This window comes from Actinacidiphila sp. bgisy144 (genome assembly GCF_057708105.1).
Map to the genome: position 1 here is coordinate 67,616 of NZ_JBYIRM010000018.1, position 16,473 is coordinate 84,088.

General features: G+C 73.7%; 14 protein-coding genes. 6 read left to right on the forward strand and 8 right to left on the reverse strand.

Features of this window, described 5'->3' with window-relative positions; all coding sequences use genetic code 11:
* The first annotated feature begins 16 nt into the window (after nucleotides 1-16).
* Nucleotides 17-1,627 carry an MFS transporter gene (locus tag AC3EVP_RS21255; RefSeq protein WP_435131819.1) on the forward strand — a complete coding sequence of 537 codons (1,611 nt, stop codon included), beginning with the start codon at nucleotides 17-19 and terminating at the stop codon, nucleotides 1,625-1,627.
* On the opposite strand, the gene AC3EVP_RS21260 is transcribed toward AC3EVP_RS21255, so the two are convergent.
* On the reverse strand, nucleotides 1,600-2,808 hold the full coding sequence (locus AC3EVP_RS21260) for a hypothetical protein (RefSeq protein ID WP_435131821.1): 1,209 nt from the start codon (nucleotides 2,806-2,808) through the stop codon (nucleotides 1,600-1,602). The two genes, AC3EVP_RS21255 and AC3EVP_RS21260, sit on opposite strands and share 28 nt — an antisense overlap.
* A 384-nt stretch (nucleotides 2,809-3,192) precedes the next feature.
* On the opposite strand from AC3EVP_RS21260, the gene AC3EVP_RS21265 reads away from it, so the two are divergent.
* The 3 genes from AC3EVP_RS21265 (at nucleotide 3,193) to AC3EVP_RS21275 (ending at nucleotide 7,095) form a co-directional block, all read left to right on the forward strand.
* Entirely contained in the window at nucleotides 3,193-4,986 is a 1,794-nt protein-coding gene (locus tag AC3EVP_RS21265; protein WP_335977736.1) for a DEAD/DEAH box helicase, read from the forward strand.
* A gap of 267 nt (nucleotides 4,987-5,253) precedes the next feature.
* Nucleotides 5,254-6,024: an IclR family transcriptional regulator gene (locus tag AC3EVP_RS21270; RefSeq protein ID WP_335977739.1), complete on the forward strand. Its 771-nt coding sequence runs from the start codon at nucleotides 5,254-5,256 to the stop codon at nucleotides 6,022-6,024.
* Between the two features lie 282 nt (nucleotides 6,025-6,306).
* Nucleotides 6,307-7,095, forward strand: coding sequence for a hypothetical protein (locus tag AC3EVP_RS21275; protein WP_435131825.1), 789 nt, complete (start codon nucleotides 6,307-6,309; stop codon nucleotides 7,093-7,095).
* 4 nt (nucleotides 7,096-7,099) lie between these two features.
* On the opposite strand, the gene AC3EVP_RS21280 is transcribed toward AC3EVP_RS21275, so the two are convergent.
* From AC3EVP_RS21280 to AC3EVP_RS21310, 7 genes are all read right to left on the reverse strand, one after another.
* Nucleotides 7,100-8,452, reverse strand: a complete 1,353-nt coding sequence (locus AC3EVP_RS21280) for an MFS transporter (RefSeq protein WP_435131828.1) — start codon at nucleotides 8,450-8,452, stop codon at nucleotides 7,100-7,102.
* Nucleotides 8,453-8,535: 83 nt separating this feature from the next.
* Nucleotides 8,536-9,120, reverse strand: a complete 585-nt coding sequence (locus tag AC3EVP_RS21285; protein WP_435132004.1) for an ArsR/SmtB family transcription factor — start codon at nucleotides 9,118-9,120, stop codon at nucleotides 8,536-8,538.
* Between the two features lie 137 nt (nucleotides 9,121-9,257).
* Entirely contained in the window at nucleotides 9,258-10,220 is a 963-nt protein-coding gene (locus tag AC3EVP_RS21290; protein WP_435132006.1) for a glycine betaine ABC transporter substrate-binding protein, read from the reverse strand.
* Between the two features lie 71 nt (nucleotides 10,221-10,291).
* Nucleotides 10,292-11,245, reverse strand: coding sequence for an ABC transporter permease (locus tag AC3EVP_RS21295; protein WP_435131831.1), 954 nt, complete (start codon nucleotides 11,243-11,245; stop codon nucleotides 10,292-10,294).
* The gene (locus AC3EVP_RS21300; protein ID WP_435131833.1) at nucleotides 11,242-12,591 is read right to left on the reverse strand and encodes a betaine/proline/choline family ABC transporter ATP-binding protein; all 1,350 of its coding nucleotides are present in this window, start codon (nucleotides 12,589-12,591) and stop codon (nucleotides 11,242-11,244) included. Before AC3EVP_RS21300 ends, AC3EVP_RS21295 begins: the two co-directional genes overlap by 4 nt.
* Nucleotides 12,584-13,231, reverse strand: a complete 648-nt coding sequence (locus tag AC3EVP_RS21305) for an ABC transporter permease (protein WP_335977748.1) — start codon at nucleotides 13,229-13,231, stop codon at nucleotides 12,584-12,586. Before AC3EVP_RS21305 ends, AC3EVP_RS21300 begins: the two co-directional genes overlap by 8 nt.
* 67 nt (nucleotides 13,232-13,298) lie before the next feature.
* Nucleotides 13,299-13,769: an Lrp/AsnC family transcriptional regulator gene (locus tag AC3EVP_RS21310; protein ID WP_335977750.1), complete on the reverse strand. Its 471-nt coding sequence runs from the start codon at nucleotides 13,767-13,769 to the stop codon at nucleotides 13,299-13,301.
* Nucleotides 13,770-13,893: 124 nt separating this feature from the next.
* On the opposite strand from AC3EVP_RS21310, the gene hppD reads away from it, so the two are divergent.
* Both hppD and AC3EVP_RS21320 read left to right on the forward strand, forming a co-directional pair.
* Nucleotides 13,894-15,018 (forward strand): 4-hydroxyphenylpyruvate dioxygenase, encoded by a 1,125-nt coding sequence (gene hppD, locus AC3EVP_RS21315; protein ID WP_335977751.1) that lies wholly within the window; start codon nucleotides 13,894-13,896, stop codon nucleotides 15,016-15,018.
* Nucleotides 15,019-15,102: 84 nt separating this feature from the next.
* Nucleotides 15,103-16,473 (forward strand): FAD-binding oxidoreductase, encoded by a 1,371-nt coding sequence (locus tag AC3EVP_RS21320; protein ID WP_435131837.1) that lies wholly within the window; start codon nucleotides 15,103-15,105, stop codon nucleotides 16,471-16,473.

Below are 16,473 nucleotides of genomic sequence, written 5' to 3' on the forward strand. Positions count from 1 at the left end.
CCCTTACCCTGGCCGGATGGCACCGACGAGACCGAACCCGGGTACCCGCCGCGGACGGCGGGCTGCCGGCCCGGCGGTACCGCGGCCGGCGAGGTGGCAGGAGCAGGCGGAAAAGGAGGCACCGCGGGGCGGCGGTGACATCGGCGGGCACGTCGGCGCGGACGTCGGCAGTGACCTCGGTGAGGACCTCGGTGGGGACGTCGGCGGGGTGCTGTCGAGGCAGTACCGGGCGCTGACCTTCGGCATCGTCTCCGTGGTGCTGATGATCGCCTTCGAGGCGACCGCCGTGAGCACCGCGATGCCGGTCGCCGCCCGGGACCTGCACGGCGTCGGGCTGTACGCCTTCGCGTTCTCCGGCTACTTCACCACCTCGCTGCTCGCCATGGTCGTCAGCGGGCAGTGGTGCGACCGCAGCGGGCCGCTGGCGCCGCTGAGCTGCGGCATCGCCGGTTTCGGCGCGGGCCTGGTGGTCAGCGGCACCGCCCGCGCGATGGACGTGTTCGTGCTGGGCCGCGCGGTGCAGGGGCTCGGCGGCGGCCTGGTGATCGTGGCGCTGTACGTGGTGGTGGGCCGCGCCTACCCCGAGCGGCTGCGGCCCGCGGTGATGGCCGCGTTCTCCGCGTCCTGGGTGGTGCCCTCGATCGTGGGGCCGCTGGTGTCCGGCACGGTCACCCAGCACCTCGGCTGGCGCTGGGTCTTCATGGCGATCCCGGTGCTGGTGGTGCTGCCGCTGGCGGTGATGCTGCCGGCGCTGCGCCGGGCCGCCCGGCGCGACCCGCACGAGCGGCCCGCCACCCGGCCGGACGCCGGCCGGATCGGGTGGGCGGGGGCGCTCGCGGCCGGTGCCGCGCTGCTCCAGTACGCCGGGCAGGACCTGCGGCCGCTGTCCGCGCTCCCGGCCGCGGCCGGTCTGGCCCTGCTGGTGCCGGCCGCGCTGCGGCTGCTGCCGCGCGGCACGTTCCGGGCGGTCCGCGGCCTGCCGACGGTGGTGCTGATGCGCGGCATCGCGGCGGGCTCCTTCTTCGCGGCGGAGAGCTTCGTCCCGCTGATGCTCGTCACCCAGCGCGCGCTGTCGCCGACCCTGGCCGGGCTGTCGCTCGCCGGGGGCGGCCTGACCTGGGCGCTGGGCTCCTTCCTCCAGTCCCGGCCGCGGCTCGAACCGCACCGGGAGCGGCTGGCGCAGGCCGGGATGGCGCTCACCGCGGCCGCGATCGGCACGGCGTCGTGCGCGCTGCTGCACGCGGTGCCGCCGTGGATCGTGGCCGTGGCGTGGTGCTGGGGCGGTCTCGGCATGGGGCTGACCATCTCGGTCCTGAGCGTGCTGCTGCTGCGGCTGTCCCCGCCCGCGGAGGCCGGCGCCAACTCCGCGGCCCTCCAGGTCGCCGACGCCCTGGCGAACGTCCTGATGGTCGGCGCCGCCGGCACCGTCTTCACCGCGCTGGGCGGCGGCTCGGTCGGCGCGGCCACCGGCGCCGTGGCGGCGGGCGCGGCCACCGGCCACCCGGCCGCGTTCGCCGCGGTGTTCGTGCCGGCCGCGGGCGTGGCGCTGGTGGGCATGCTGGTCGCGGCGCGGCTGCGTACGGCTCGGGCGGACGCGCGTCAGGTGACGGTGACTTCGAGGGTGTAGTGCACCATGCCGTCCAGGGCGAGCCGGCCGTCGCGGTAGGCCATGCCGGCGGGCAGTGCGCAGGGCAGTTGGAGGGCGCTCACCGCGTGCTGGAGGGTGCAGTCGAGGACGTGCGCGGCGGTGCGGCTGTGGGCGACGACGCTGGCCTTGCCGCCGTGCAGGTGCAGGACGTAGTCGTCCAGGCCGGCGGTGGCGGTGGCGGTGCCGGTGGGGGTGGGGGCGCCGGCGGAGGCGGTGGAGGTGCTCGTGCCGGCGGCGTCCGCGACCGCGTCGACGTAGACCCCGTCGGCGCCGTCGCCCGCCAGTGACCGCACGGTGAGCCGGTCCGGGCCGCCGGGCAGGCCCGGGATCGTGGCCGGGACGGCGACCTGCGTCTGCCTGCCCGCCGGGGTGACCCGGGTGATGCGGTGGGCCAGGCCGGGAGCGGGGTCGGCGCCCGGCACGAAGTACGCGTCGCCGTCGGCGTCGGCGGTGGGGCGTACGGCCCTGGTGTCGGTGCCGTCGTCGAGGGAGGACGCGCCCCCCGGGGTGTCCCGCACCTTGGCGGCCGCGCCGTTCGCGACGGTCCAGACCGCGCTGTCGTCCTGGACGACGAGGGCGCCGTCGGAGCGGGTGCCCAGCGGCCGGGCCACGCCCGTGAAGCCGGTGGTGGCGCCGGTGGCGGTCGAGCCGCCCGCCGAGCCGTCTCCTGAGCTGCTGCCCGAGCTGCTGCCCGATCCGCTGCCCGAACTGCCCTTCCCCGAGCCGTCCCCCGAGCCGTCGCCCGCGGCCGTACCGCTGCCCGGTGCCGGGGCCGGGCTGCCCGCCAGCACGGACGCCTTGCCGTGGGCGTCGATCCGCAGCAGGCCGCCGCGGACGCCGACCGCCACGGCGCCGTCGGCCAGCACCGTCAGACCGCCGGTGGTGTAGCCGCCGGCCCGCCAGACCCGGGTGACGACGCGGTCGGGCGAGACCTTGAACAGGTCGGTGCGCAGCAGGTACAGCGAGCCGTCGGGCGCGAAGGCCATGCCGTCGTCGGCGCGGATCGTGTTGAGGTCGAGCCCGGAGCCGGCCTGGTCCGGGGTGAGCAGGATCGACGCCTGCCCGGTGCGCGGCGGCACGTACGGGCTGCCCTTGTCCCGCTCCCGGTACTTCACCACGGCCACCACCGCGACCAGCACGAGCAGCAGCACCGCCGCCACCGCGACGTTCCGCCGCCGCCCCCCGCGCCACACCCGGCGCCCGGACCACCGCCCGGCCCACCCCCGCGCCCCGCGTCCACCACGTCCACCGCGTCCGGCCCGGGGCCCTTCCCCGCCGTCCGTCCCGCCCCCACCGGTTCCCATCCCGCCCCCCGCTCCCATCCCGCCCCCTTCTCGGCCACCGCCCCTCGTCGGCTACGCAGTCTGCCGCACCGGGTACGCCCCGCGCGCGACCCCGGCGCCTCATTGTGAGGTGGGTCGCACCGCCGCGGCACACCCGCGCCGCCGCCCGGCACCCGCCGCACCGCCCGGTAGGCTGAGGCGGTTTTCGTACCGAACCGCACCGCGCGCGCCCGCCGCGCCGACAACCCCCTTACGGAGACCGTGACTACCGCCGCCTCGCACCCCCACTCCCACCACCTGTCGCCCGCCTTCCCCGGGAGGGCCCCCTGGGGCACGGCGAACAAGCTGCGGGCCTGGCAGCAGGGCGCCATCGACGCCTACGTGGCCGCGCAGCCGCGGGACTTCCTCGCGGTGGCGACGCCGGGCGCCGGCAAGACCACGTTCGCGCTCAGCCTGGCGTCCTACCTGCTGCACAACCACATGGTGCAGCAGATCACCGTGGTCGCCCCGACCGAGCACCTCAAGACGCAGTGGGCGGACGCCGCGGCGCGGATAGGGATCAAGCTCGACCCGGACTACAGCGCGGGCCCGGTCGGCCGCGAGTTCCACGGCGTCGCGGTGACGTACGCGGGTGTCGGGGTGCGGCCGATGCTGCACCGCAACCGCTGCGAGCAGCGCAAGACCCTGGTGATCCTCGACGAGATCCACCACGCCGGCGACAGCAAGTCCTGGGGCGAGGCGTGCCTGGAGGCGTTCGAGCCGGCCACCCGCCGGCTCGCGCTGACCGGCACCCCGTTCCGCTCCGACACCAACCCGATCCCGTTCGTGGTCTACGAGGAGGGCAACGACGGCATCCGCCGCTCCGCCGCCGACTACACGTACGGATACGGCAGCGCGCTCGCCGACGGCGTGGTCCGCCCGGTGATCTTCCTCAGCTACTCCGGCACCATGCGCTGGCGCACCCGGGCCGGCGACGAGCTGTCCGCGCGGCTGGGCGAGCCGATGACCAAGGACGCCACCGCCCAGGCGTGGCGCACCGCGCTCGCGCCCACCGGCGAGTGGATTCCCAACGTGCTCAAGAGCGCCGACCAGCGTCTGACCGAGGTCCGCAAGGGCATCCCGGACGCGGGCGGCCTGGTGATCGCCACCGACCAGGACTCCGCCCGCGCCTACGCCAAGCTCCTCAAGGAGCTGACCGGACACAAGCCGACGCTGGTGCTCTCCGACGACACCGGCGCCTCCAAGCGGATCGAGGAGTTCTCCGCGTCCGACGACCGCTGGATGGTCGCGGTCCGGATGGTCTCCGAGGGCGTCGACGTGCCGCGCCTGGCGGTCGGCGTCTACGCCACCACCATCTCCACCCCGCTGTTCTTCGCGCAGGCGGTGGGGCGCTTCGTGCGGTCCCGGCGGCGCGGCGAGACCGCGTCGGTGTTCGTGCCGACCATCCCGATGCTGCTGGAGTTCGCGAACGAGATGGAGGTCGAGCGCGACCACGTGCTCGACAAGCCGAAGAAGGCGGGCGAGGAGGACCCGTTCGCCGAGGAGGACAAGCTGCTCGCCGAGGCCGAGCGGGCCGAGGACGAGGCCACCGACGACGACATGCTGCCGTTCGAGGCGCTGGAGTCCGACGCGGTCTTCGACCGGGTGCTCTACGACGGCGCCGAGTTCGGCATGCAGGCCCACCCGGGCAGCGAGGAGGAGCAGGACTACCTCGGCATCCCCGGGCTGCTGGAGCCGGACCAGGTGCAGATACTGCTCCAGCGGCGGCAGGCCCGGCAGATCTCGCACAGCAGGAAGAAACCGGACGAAGAGGCCGACCTGCTCGAACTGCCCGCCGAGCGGCGGCCGATCGTCACCCACCGCCAGCTGCTCGAACTGCGCAAGCAGCTCAACACGCTGGTCGCCGCATACCACCACCAGAGCGGCAAACCGCACGGCGTCGTCCACAACGAGCTGCGCCGGGTCTGCGGCGGCCCGCCCAGCGCGGAGGCGAGCGCCGGGCAGCTGGCCGAGCGCATCAAGAAGGTCCAGGAGTGGGCGACCCGAATGCGGTGATCTCCGCCGGATTGTAGGTGATCGGCCCCGCGTCGAACCTCAAAGTCCGGTCAAGGGAACGCCCGGATTGTGGACGACCCCTTCCGCTGAGCGGTACTCCCTCGCTACGGTGCCGGTCACGCACGCGCCGTGGCAGTGCAGCCGCGGAGCGCAGCCGGGTAACGAAACCGACCGGCGGCCTCTCCGCGCACTGCCCCGGGACCGGCAGTGCGCACCCCGCAGCTGGGGCAGTGGGATGCGCCGCCGATTTCACGAGGAGGGGGCGTCGTGACCGCGGAGACGTCTCAAACGCTCGACCGGGGCCTACGGGTCCTCAAGCTGCTCGCCGACACCGACCACGGGCTGACCGTGACGGAGCTGGCGGCCAAGCTCGGGGTGAACCGCACGGTGGTCTACCGTCTGCTGGCCACGCTGGAGCAGCACTCGCTGGTCCGCCGGGACCTCGGGGGACGGGCCAGGGTGGGGCTCGGCGTGCTGGGCCTGGCGCACCAGGTGCACCCGCTGCTGCGGGAGGCGGCGCTGCCCGCGCTGCGGGCCCTGGCCGAGGACATCGGCGCGACGGCCCACCTGACCCTCGTCGACGGCACCGAGGCGCTGGCCGTCGCCGTGGTCGAGCCGACCTGGACCGACTACCACGTCGCCTACCGCACCGGCTTCCGGCACCCCCTCGACCGCGGCGCCGCCGGGCGCGCGATCCTCGCCGGGCGCGGCATGCAGCCGACCGCCGACGGCGTGGGCTGGGAGCGGGTCGAGAGCGAGGAGCTCGCCGGGTTCGCCGCGCGTTCCGCCGGGCTCGCCGAGCACGGCTTCGACGGCACCGACCGCGTCATCGGCGCCGGCGGCGCCGTCGGCCAGGCCCGCTGCGTCATCACCTCCGGTGAACTCGAGGCCGGCGCCGCCGGCGCCGCCGCGCCCCTCCTCGGCGTCCCCGGCATCGAAGGCAGCGTCGGCGTCGTCATGCTCGCGGATTCCGTCCCGGAGCGCGTCGGCCACCGCGTGGTCGAGGCCGCCATCGAGGTCTCCGAAGCCCTCCGCTGACCCTCCGGGGTGGTGCGTTCCGCCGGTTCCGGGACCACCCGCCGGTGGTGGGCTTGTCGCGCAGTTCCCCGCGCCCCTGGATTGCGCTCGGCTCTTCCCACGAAAAGAAGCTCGCGCCCGAAGGGGCGCGGGGAACTGCGCGACAAGCCACCGCGGACCGCAAGGTCCCGTGGCTGACAGGACGGGGCAGGGCCGGGGGTGCCCACCCACCGGCAGGTGGTCCCGGAACGGGCAGGACGGGGGCACCCGGGCGGGTCCCGCCCACCCGATAAGCTTCGCCGCATGCCTGCCGTTTCCCGCCGCACCCTGATCCTCGGCCTGTGCGGCGCGTTCGTGGTCGCCCTGCTGGCCGTCGCCGCGTTCGCGCCGCTGCCGATGTCGATCGTGGTGCCCGGGCTGACCGCGAACGTCCTGGGCGCGGACAAGGGCACCCCGGTGATCACGGTGACCGGCGCGCAGACCCGCACCACCAGCGGCCAGCTCCGCCTGGTGACCGTCGCGGCGACGGCCCCGAACGCGTCGGTGCACTTCTCGGACGTCGCGAAGGCGTGGTTCAGCTCCGGCAAGGCGGTGATGCCCCGCGACTCGGTCTACCCGACCGGCGGCTCCGTCGAGGAGATCCAGAAGGCGAACCAGAAGGAGATGACCGACTCGCAGCAGGACGCCACCACCGCGGCCCTGAAGCACCTGGGCCTGTCGCCGTCGAAGGTGAAGGTCACCCTGCGGCTGGCGGACGTCGGCGGCCCGAGCGCGGGCCTGCTCTTCACCCTGGGCATCATCGACAAGGTCGAGGGCGACGGCCACGGCGGCGACCTGACCGGCGGCAAGGTGATCGCGGGCACCGGCACCATCGACGGCTCCGGCAAGGTCGGCGCGGTCGGCGGGGTCCCGCTGAAGGAGAAGGCCGCGGTCCGCGACGGCGCCACCGTCTTCATCGTGCCGCGCGGCGAGTGCAGCGACGCCAAGGCCGCGCTGCCCGGCGGGCTGAAGCTGGTCCCCGTCACCACACTGGACGGCGCCCTGTCCGCGCTGGCCGACCTGCGCGCGGGCCGTCAGACCCCCACCTGCTGAGCCGCTACACCTCGGCGCCGACCTGCTCCTGGGCCTCGGCGGCCGCCTCCGCCCCGGCCGCGTCCCACGCGCGGAACGCGGGCAGCACCAGCGGGCTCAGCGTGGCCAGCAGGTAGAGCGCGCTGACCGCCAGCATCCCGGTGCGCAGGCCCGCGTACTGCACGACGTACCCGCCGAGCAGGCCGCCCAGCGGCACCGCGACCAGTACGCCCGAGGTCACCGCGCCGAACACCCGGCTGCGCAGCCGCTCCGGGATCAGCCGCACCATCTCGGTGCCGATGATCGGGTTGAGCACGCCCGCGCCGAGCCCGCACACCGCGCAGACCACCAGCAGCGGGGCCAGTCCGGGCAGCAGCGCGGCCACCGCCGTCCGCGGGAAGCCGCAGACCAGGAACCCGCCGATGTACAGGGCCCGTTGCGAGAAGCGGTGCCCGACCGCCCCGAAGAGCAGCGACCCGGCCAGCGCGGAGCAGGCGAACACCCCGGAGACCAGCCCGACGCCGACCGATCCGCCCAGGTGCTCGCGGGCGTCCACCGGCAGCAGCACCGCCGACCACGCCTGGTCCAGCGCGTTGGTCACCATCACCATCGCCACCACCGCGAACAGCAGCCGGGCGCGCAGCAGATAGCGGTATCCCTCGGCGAGCTCGGCCCGGTACGCCGCCAGCTTCCCGCCTCGCCCGCCCCGCGCGCTCCCGGACCGCTCGCCGCGCACCGCGCCGCGGGTCCGCTCGTGCACGCCCAGCCCGATCAGCAGCGCGGAGACCGCGAAGGTGCCCGCGTCCAGCAGCAGGACGTTCGCCGCGCCGATCCCCGCGATCAGCACGCCCGCCAGCGGCGCGCCCAGCATCCGCGCCCCGCGCGTCGCGCCCTCGTACCCGCTGGAGGCGCGGGCGACCGTGGTGCCCGCGCGGGCGGCCAGCCGCGGCATCAGCACCTCGCGGGCGGTCTCGCCGGGGGAGTGGAACAGCCCGCTGACCGCCACCAGCACCAGCAGCAGCCCGTACGTGAGGTGCCCGGTGGCGTGCAGGACGGGGACGGCGACCGTGGCCAGCGCGCAGACCGTGTCGGAGACGACGCTGGTGACGGTGTAGCCGAGCCGGTCGATGAGCGGGCCGCCGAGCAGCGCCGCCAGCACCACCGGCACGGTGGAGGCGAAGGCGACCAGCCCCGCGCGGGCCGGGCTGCCGGTGGTGGCGAGCACGAACCACGGGACGGCGACCAGGGTGAGCATGTTGCCCGCGACGGAGACGACGTTGGCGGTGAGCAGCAGGGCGAGCGGGCGGCGGTCCCTGGGGCCGGCGGATATCCCGCCGGCGGGGTCCGGCCCGGAAGCGGGCATGGCGGATGAACTCATGGCGGGTCCCCCCGTGAGTGCGATGAGCGGTATGGGATCAGTGCGGGTGCGGGTGCGGGTGCGGGTGCGGGTGTGGGGACAGGTCAGTCGACGCGGCGCGGGAACGCGTGGAAGTGGACGCGTACGCTCGCCGAGCCGTCGGCGGCGGGGCTGCGCGGGTGCTCGCCCTCGGCCGGCTCCGGCACCCGGTCGCGGTAGGACTCGATCAACTCCTCGACGCGGCGCCCGAGTTCCGCCGCGAGTTCGGGGGTCAGCCGCAGCGTGAAGCTGCTGATGTCCCCCGACTCCCGCCAGGGCTCGGGCCATTCGTCGGAGGTGCCGAGCCAGGTGGTGAGGGCCTCGGCGTGCTCCACCGCGATCTGGTGCAGGAACGACCGCATGGCGCCGCGCACTTCGGGGTCGGCGTGCCCCAGGAACTCCTGGGCGCTGTCGAACCGGGTGCCGCGGTGCACCGCCTTCCACCACCGCTCGCGGCCGGTGCCGCGCTCCGGGTCGTCGGCGACGAAGCCGTGCGCGGCGAGCTGGCGCAGGTGGTAGCTGGTGGCGCCGCTGGACTCGCCGAGCCGCTCCCCGAGCCCGGAGGCGGTGGCGGGGCCGTACTCGCGCAGCGCGGCCATGATCCGCATCCGCAGCGGGTGGGCGAGGGCGCGCAGCGCGCGCGGGTCCATGACGCGGACCTCGCGCGGCTGGTCGGGGTGGCGGACGCCGTCCGCGGGGTTCTTGGGCACACCACCACGGTAGGGGAATGCAAAGATTCTTTGCAAGACTCCTTTGCAAAGAATCTTTGCATCCATGCGGCGGGGGATCAGCCCGCCTTGATGAAGCCCTCCTTCTCCAGCCAGTCCTTCGCCACGTCGTGCGGGTCCTGGCCGTCCACGTCCACTTTCGCGTTGAGCTGCTGCGCGACCGCGGTGGTGAGCTTCGCGCTGAGCGGGTCCAGCAGCCGCGCGATCACCGGGTGCTTGCGGAACGCCTTGGAGTAGATCACCGGCGCCGCGTTGTAGTTGGGGAAGAAGTTCCGGTCGTCCTTCATGACGGTCAGGTTCATCGACTTGATCCGGCCGTCGGTGGTGTACACCTCGCCCAGCAGACAGGAGTTGCTCTTGTTGATCTGGGTGTAGATGATCCCGGCGTCCATCTTCTGGATGTTCCCCGACGGCAGGCTCATGCCGTACGCCTTCTCCATGCCGACCAGGCCGTCCTGCCGGGACGCGAACTCGTTCTCCACACAGAGCGTGACGGCCTTGGGGTCCTTGCGGGCCAGCGCGGCCACGTCGGAGAGCGTCCTGAGGTGGTACTTCGCCTCGTTGCGCGCGCTGACCGCCAGCGAGTAGGTGTTGTCGAGGGTGGACGGCGGCAGCCAGGTCAGGCCGTTCTTCAGGTCCGCGTCGCGCACCGCCTGCCACTGCGCGTGCGGGCTCGCGATCGGCGTGGTGTGCCCGAGGTAGGTGATCCAGGCGGTGCCGGTGTACTCGTACATCGCGTCCGCCTGGCCGGACTTGACCGCCTCGCGGGCGCCGATCGACCCGGTGATGTTGGTGCGGTCCAGCACCGAGGCGCCGGCCGCCTTGAAGACCAGGCCGATCATCTCGCCCAGGATGATGTTCTCGCTGAAGTTCTTGGAGGTGACGGTCAGCGAGGCGCCCTTGAGCGGCTTGCCGCGCCCGAGGGTGCCCGGCTGCACATCGTCCACCAGCGGGCTGCCGCTGGTCAGCCCGCAGGAGGAGACCACCGCGAGCGCCGCCAGCCCCGCGGCGGCCGCCGCCACCGCCCGCCGCCCCGGTGCCCGGCGGCCGGCCCGCGGCGGCCGGGCGCCGTGCCGCAGCCCCGCGCCCCGCCTCACGCCTTCGCCCCCAGCCCGCGCGGCCGCAGCAGCGCCTCCGCGATCGAGGCGAGCCAGTCCACGAACAGCGCCAGCACCACCGTCAGGATCGAGCCGAGGATCAGCACCGGCATCCGCTGGTTGACGATGCCCGAGGTGATCAGGTCGCCCAGCCCCCCGCCGCCCCCGAACGTGGCCAGCGTCGCGGTGCCGACGTTGAGCACCAGCGCGGTGCGCACCCCGGCCAGGATCAGCGGGACCGCCAGCGGCAGTTCGACCCGGGTCAGCACCCCGCGCGCCGACATCCCGATGCCGCGCGCCGCCTCCACCATCGTCGGGTCGATCGCCCGCAGCCCGGCGATCGTGTTCGACAGCACCGGCAGCACCGCGTACGCGACGATGCCGATGATCGCCGTGCGCGCCCCGATGCCCAGCCAGATCACCAGCAGCGCCAGCAGCCCGATCGCCGGGGTGGCCTGCCCGATGTTCGCCAGCGCGGTGAACGCCGGTGCCACCGGCCGCAGCCGGCGCCGGGTCAGCGCGATGCCCAGCGGGATCGCGATCAGCAGCACCCAGAACGTGGAGATCGCGGTGAGCCGGATGTGCTGCCACAGCCGCAGCTGCACGTTGCCGTTGTCCAGGGAGTTGTGCTCGATCGCGTCCAGGTGGATGTTCGTGATCCACAGGTAGGTGGCGACCAGGGCGACCGCCAGGACGGCCGGGGTGATCACCAGCTTCTGCCAGGTCACCTTCCGGGCCGGACGGCCGCCCCGCCCACCGCCCCGGCCCGGGCCGCCGCCCCCCTGGTCCGTGTCGCGGCCGTCCGGGTCGGCCGCCGGATCGCCTTCGTGCTCCGGCGCGAGCCCGGTGGCCCGGCCCGCGGTGTCCCAGCGGCTCGCCCCGCCGCGCTCGCCACGGTCGTCGCGCTCGCCGCCGTACCCGTCGCGCTCGCCGTCCCGGACCCCGGTCATGACGGCGCCTGCCCGTCCTCGCCGGCTCCCGGCCCGCCCTCCTGCCGCGCCTTGACCTCCTCCAGCTCGTGCCGGTGCTCCAGCGCGGTCAGCCGGTCCGCCTCCAGCATCTCGTGCACCGAGTTCATCAGCGTCTCCATGTCCACCACGCCGATGAACTCCCCGCGCCGCCCGGTCACCGCCACCCGGCCGCCGCTGTCGGTGAGCACCGCCTCCAGCGCGTCCCGCAGCGTCGCGTCCCGGGTGACCGTGTGCGTCACCAGGGTGCCGGAGCGGGCCAGCGAGCCCCGCGCCCGCATCAGGTCGCCGCGCCGCAGCCACTTGTACGGCCGCCGCCGGCGGTCCAGCAGCAGCAGTTCGTTGTGCTGGCCGGCCCGCAGCCGGTCGAAGATCGACTGGAGCGGCTCGTCCACCGTCACCGCCGCGAAGTCGGCGATCTCCACATCCCGCACCCGGGTCAGGTTCAGCCGCTTCAGCGCCGCGCCCGCACCCACGAAGCCGGCGACGAACTCGTCGGCCGGGTTGGTGAGGATCGCCTCGGGGGTGTCGAACTGCGCGATGTGCGAGCGCTCGCGCAGCACCGCGATCCGGTCGCCCAGCTTGATCGCCTCGTCGAAGTCGTGGGTGACGAACACGATCGTCTTGTGCAGCTCGTGCTGGAGCCGGATCAGCTCGTCCTGGAGGTGGTCGCGGGTGATCGGGTCCACCGCGCCGAACGGCTCGTCCATCAGCAGCACCGGCGGGTCCGCGGCCAGCGCCCGGGCCACGCCGACCCGCTGCTGCTGCCCGCCGGACAGCTGCCGCGGATAGCGGCCGTGGAACTCCCGCGGGTCCAGGCCGACCAGGTCGAGCATCTCCTCCACCCGGTCCCGGACCCGGCTCTTGCCCCACCCGACCATCTTCGGCACCAGCCCGATGTTCTCGGCGACCGTCATGTGCGGGAAGAGCCCGGAGGACTGGATCGCGTAGCCGACCTTGCGGCGCAGCTTCACCGGGTCGATGCCGGTGACGTCCTCGTCGCCGATCCGGATGCGCCCGGACGACGGCTCGATCAGCCGGTTGATCATCTTCAGCGTGGTGGACTTGCCGCACCCCGACGGCCCGACCAGGATCACCGTCTCACCGGCGCCGATCTCCATGCTGACGCTCTCCACGGCCGGCCGCGGGTTGCCCGGGTAGCGCTTCGTCAGGTCCTCCAGGACGATCGCGGCGCCCGAGGCCCGCCCCTGGCCGCCGCCGTGCTCCTCGCCGGCCGCCGTACGGTCGGCCGCCACCCGCGCACCCGTGCTCGCGCCCGCGTCCGTGTCGGGCTCCGCCGCTTCGGGCCGGTCCGCTGCTTCAGCCACGAATCCCCCTCGGGATGGTCAGCCGGCCGATCAGGACGTAGACCGCGTCGAAGGCCAGCGCCAGCACGATGATGCCGAGGGTGCCGGCCAGCACCTCGTTGAGGGCGTTGGCGCTGCCCAGCGACGCGATCCCGGTGAAGATCTCGTTGCCCAGGCCCGGCCCGGAGGCGTAGGCGGCGATCGCGGCGATGCCCATCAGCATCTGCGTGGACACCCGGATGCCGGTGAGGATCGGCGGCCAGGCCAGCGGCAGTTCGACCCGCAGCAGCCGGGCCGCCCGGGACATGCCGATACCGCGGGCGGCCTCCACCAGCGACGCGTCCACCCCGCGCAGCCCCACGATCGCGTTGCGCACGATCGGCAGCAGCCCGTACAGCACCAGGGAGGTGACCGTCGGCGGCACGCCCAGGCCGAGCATCGGGATGAGCAGGCCGATCAGGGCCAGGGACGGGATGGTGAGGATCACCGCGGTCGTGGTGATCGAGAGGTTGCCGGCCCACTCGGCGCGGTAGGTGAGCACCCCGATCAGCACGCCGACCACGGTGGCGACCACCATGCACTGGAAGACCGCGCTGGCGTGCTGGTAGGCGTCGAACAGCAACTGCTGGTGCCGGTTGGACAGGTACTGCCAGAAACTCACGGCCGCCCTCCTCCCGTCGCCTCGCGTCCCGCGCCGGCCGCGGGGCCCGCGCGTCCCGCACGGACCGTCAGGTGTCCTGTGCGGCCTGCTCCACCAGCGGGATGATCCGCAGCGGCACCGGGTTCTCCATGACGATCGCCGTGGCGGCCCGGACGATGCCATCAAAGCCGACAACCCGATCGATCACCCGTTGGAGGTCGGCGTTCGACCGGGCCACCAGCCGGCAGAGCATGTCGCCCTCCCCGGTCGTGGTGTGCAGCTCCAGCACCTCCGGCACCCCCGCCAAGTGCGCCCGGACGTCCGTGCCTTGGCCCTGCCGGATCTCCAGCGTCGCGAACGCCGTCACCGGGTAGCCGAGCGCCGCCGGGTCCACCTGCGGTCCGAAACCGCGGATCACTCCATTGGCCCGCAGCCGGTCGAGCCGCGCCTGCACGGTGCCGCGCGCCACCCCCAGCCGCCGCGACGCCTCCAGCACGCCGATCCGCGGCTCCTCGTCCAGCAGTGTGATCAACCGGCCGTCCAGCGCGTCGATCCCCATCCCCGCCCGCCTTCCATGGTCATACTGCACAGATTGACGGTACGAGCCTGGCCTCGGCTGCACATACTGTCCAGTGAAAACCGAAACTATTGCGCACTCTGAAGGGCGGCGGGACGCTTTTCCCATGACTGCACTCACTGGGACCCCGGATGCTTTCCCCGTCAAGGGCATGGACGCCGTCGTCTTCGCGGTGGGCAACGCGAAGCAGGCGGCGCACTACTACTCCACCGCGTTCGGCATGCGCCGCGTGGCGTACGCCGGCCCCGAGAACGGCAGCCGCGAGACCGCGTCGTACGTCCTGGAGTCGGGCGGCGCGCGCTTCGTCTTCACCTCGGTGATCAAGCCGGACACCGAGTACGGCCGCTTCCTCGCCGAGCACGTCGCCGCGCACGGCGACGGCGTGGTCGACCTCGCCATCGAGGTCCCCGACGCCCGCGCCGCCTACGCCTACGCCACCGCGCACGGCGCCACCGGCCTCACCGAGCCCTACGAGCTGAAGGACGACCACGGCACCGTCGTGCTGGCGGCCATCGCGACCTACGGGCAGACCCGGCACACCCTCGTCGAGCGCACCGGCTACGACGGCCCCTACCTGCCCGGCTACGAGGCCGCCGCGCCCCTCGTCGAGCCGCCCGCGCGGCGCTTCTTCCAGGCCGTCGACCACTGCGTCGGCAACGTCGAACTCGGCCGGATGAACGAGTGGGTGTCCTTCTACAACGACGTCATGGGCTTCACCAACATGAAGGAGTTCATCGGCGACGACATCGCCACCGAGTACTCCGCGCTCATGTCCAAGGTGGTCGCCGACGGGTCCCGCAAGGTCAAGTTCCCGCTCAACGAGCCGGCCGCGGGCAAGAAGAAGTCCCAGATCGACGAGTACCTGGAGTTCTACGGCGGGCCGGGCGTCCAGCACATCGCGCTGGCCACCAACGACATCGTCGCGTCCGTCCGCGCGATGCGCGCCGCCGGCGTCGAGTTCCTCGACACCCCCGACTCCTACTACGACACCCTCGGGGAGTGGGTCGGCGAGACCCGGGTGCCCCTCGACGAGCTGCGCGAACTCAAGCTGCTCGCCGACCGCGACGAGGACGGCTACCTCCTGCAGATCTTCACCAAGCCGGTCCAGGACCGCCCGACCGTCTTCTTCGAGATGATCGAGCGCCACGGCTCCATGGGCTTCGGCAAGGGCAACTTCAAGGCCCTCTTCGAAGCGATCGAGCGCGAACAGGAGCGCCGCGGCAACCTCTGACGGCTCCCGTCGGGGGGCGGGGCGGGCGGGTGGGCGGGAGAACGCCCCTCCCCAACGGGGGAGGCATATGACACGCTGTGCGGCATGCACGATGACGTGAGAGCCGAGCTGTCGTCCGTCCTCCCGCCGGAGGCGATCGTCACGGACCCCGACGTCGTGGCGTCCTACGCCCACGACATGGCGAGCTTCTCGGACGCGGGCACCGCAGCCCTCGTCGTGCGCCCCACCTCCGTGGAACAGGTCCAGCACGTGATGCGGACGGCCACCCGGTTCCGCGTCCCGGTCGTCCCGCAGGGCGCCCGCACCGGCCTGTCCGGGGGCGCCAACGCCGTGGACGGCTGCATCGTGCTGTCGCTGGCCGCGATGGACCGCATCCTGGAGATCGACCCGGTCGAGCGGATCGCCGTGGTGGAGCCGGGCGTCGTCAACGCGGTGCTCTCCCGCGCGGTCGCCGAACAGGGCCTGTCCTACCCGCCGGACCCCTCCAGCTGGGAGCAGTGCACCATCGGCGGCAACATCGGCACCGGCGCGGGCGGCCTGTGCTGCGTGAAGTACGGGGTGACCGCCGAGTACGTCCTCGGCCTGGACGTGGTACTGGCCGACGGGCGGCTGCTGAGCACCGGCCGGCGTACCGCCAAGGGCGTCGCCGGCTACGACCTGACCCGGCTCTTCGTCGGCTCCGAGGGCACCCTCGGCGTCGTGGTGAAGGCGGTCCTCGCGCTCCGGCCCGCCCCGCGCCCCCAGTTGACCCTGGTCGCGGAGTTCCCCTCCGCCCAGGCGGCCGGCGCCGCGGTGTGCGCGGTCATGGAGTCCGGCCACGCCCCCTCGCTGCTGGAGTTGATGGACGCCACCACCATCCGCGCGGTCAACGCCATGGCGCGGATGGGCCTGCCGGAGAGCACCGAGGCGCTGCTGCTGGCCGGGTACGACTCGGACGACCCGGCCGCGGACCTCGCCGTGCTCGCCGAGCTGTGCACGGCCGCGGGCGCCACCGAGGTGGTGCCGGCCGAGGACCCCGCCGAGTCGGAGATGCTGCTCCAGGCCCGCCGGCTGGCGCTGCCCGCGCTGGAGCGGGTCTCCACCGCCTCGATGATCGACGACGTGTGCGTGCCGCGCGCCCGGCTGGCGGCCCTGCTCGACGGGGTGGCCGCGATCGCCGCGAAGTTCGACCTGACCATCGGGGTGTGCGCGCACGCCGGGGACGGCAACACGCACCCCATCGTCTGCTTCGACGTGCAGGACCCGGACCAGACCCGCCGGGCCCGCGCGTCCTTCGACGAGATCATGTCCCTCGGTCTGGCCCTCGGCGGCACCATCACCGGTGAACACGGCGTGGGACTGCTGAAGAAGGACTGGCTCGCCCGCGAACTGGGCCCGGTGGGTCTGGAGGTGCAGCGCGGTGTGAAGGCGGTCTTCGACCCGCTCGGGCTGCTCAACCCGGGTAAGGTGCTCTGA